The organism is Streptomyces tropicalis (assembly GCF_029269835.1).
GTDB classification, from domain to species: Bacteria; Actinomycetota; Actinomycetes; order Streptomycetales; family Streptomycetaceae; genus Streptomyces; species Streptomyces tropicalis.
This window is the reverse complement of sequence record NZ_JARJBB010000087.1, coordinates 1-1423: the sequence shown is the minus strand read 5'-3', so window position 1 is coordinate 1423 and position 1423 is coordinate 1. Positions and strand designations below refer to the sequence as shown.

Sequence of the window (1423 nt, the reverse complement as noted above, 5' to 3'; positions counted from 1 at the left end):
CCTAGTAGTGCTTCGTTAGGTTCTGCTTCTGCTTCTGCGGCTTTTTCCGGGCAGGGTCCGGCCGCAGGTGGTGCAGGTGCCGGTCCAGCACCTCAGCAGGTCTTGGAGTGCGTCCAAGACCTGGTAGAGGGTCAGGCCGACGTCCGGGCTTTTGGGTCGAGTCGCCGCAGGGTGAGGAATGCCTGAGCGGCGGTGACGAGGGTGACGTGGTGGTGCCAGCCGCGCCAGGTGCGGCCCTCGAAGTGGTCCAGTCCCAGACCGTGTTTGAGTTCGCGGTAGTCGTGCTCGATCCGCCAACGCATCTTCGCCCACCGCACCAGGTCCGCGACCGGGGTGGCTGCGGGGAGGTTCGATATCCAGTAGCCCGTCGGAGCGTCCTGGCCGGCGGGCCACTCCACCAGCACGGTGCGGGCGGGCAGGACGCCGTCCCATCGGTTGCGGCCGCCGCCTGCCGCCTGGGCGGCGGCCAGGGCCTGCTTGCCCGCCGGCCGCACTGCCAGCACCGCGAACCGGGAGGTCATCGCGCCCTTGCTGCCCTGCCGCCAGGTCACCTCGGTGAACCGGTCCGCACCGGCCGCCAGCGCGTGGACGCAGAGGGCTCGTGGCTCACTGCGATAGCGGGGCAGGGTCGGCGGCCCGAGCCCGCCATAGGCAGGACGGTGAGGCTCGACGTCACATGCATGAGCGACCTCCTTGCCGGTCAGCGCGAGCACATAGGACAGACCCCGCTCTTCCAGGCCGGTCCGGAAGGGGGTGCTGACCCCGTATCCGGCGTCGGCGACCACGACCGGTGCCTTCAGCCGCCAGTCGGCGAGTGTGTCGAGCAGGCCGAGCGCGAGGCGCCACTTTTCCCGGTGGCCGGTGCCGTCCGGAACTCTGGCTCTGCGGCAGCGGTCCGGCTCTTCCGCCCATTCCCGGGGCAGATACAACTGCCACTGCAGCGGGCACGAGGCAGCGTCGGTGGCGGCATGGACACTGACGGCGACCTGGCAGTTCGCCCGTTTCCCGACCGCCCCGCAGTACTGACGGGCCACTCCGACCGACGCCTGGCCGCACTTGGGAAACGACACATCGTCGATCACCCACACCTCAGGGCGGACCGCCTCGCACAACCGCTCGGCGATCCGCCGCCGCACCGGCAACGGATCCCACGGCGACTGGTTCACGAACTGCTGCAGTGCCTGCATGTTCCCGTCCGGCAGCCGCTCGGCCATCGGCTGGATCGACTTTCGCCGACCGTCCAGCATCAGGCCCCGCAGATAACACGCGCCCCACCGCCGCTGATCCCGCCGCGGCACCGAAGCGAACACATCGGCAACGAACTCCGATAACTCAACCCGGAGCCGTTCCACCTCCCCCAGCCTCATGCCAGGAAGATGCCCGCCACCAGGCGAGATCACCCAAGGTAACGAAGCACTACTAG

Annotated in this window: 1 protein-coding gene; it reads right to left on the bottom strand. The window is 69.1% G+C overall.

Going from position 1 to position 1423, the window contains the following annotated elements:
- Positions 1 to 131: 131 nt before the first annotated feature.
- Entirely contained in the window at positions 132 to 1367 is a 1236-nt protein-coding gene (locus P3H78_RS33115; RefSeq protein ID WP_276112876.1) for an IS701 family transposase, read from the bottom strand.
- Between the last annotated feature and the right edge of the window lie 56 nt (positions 1368 to 1423).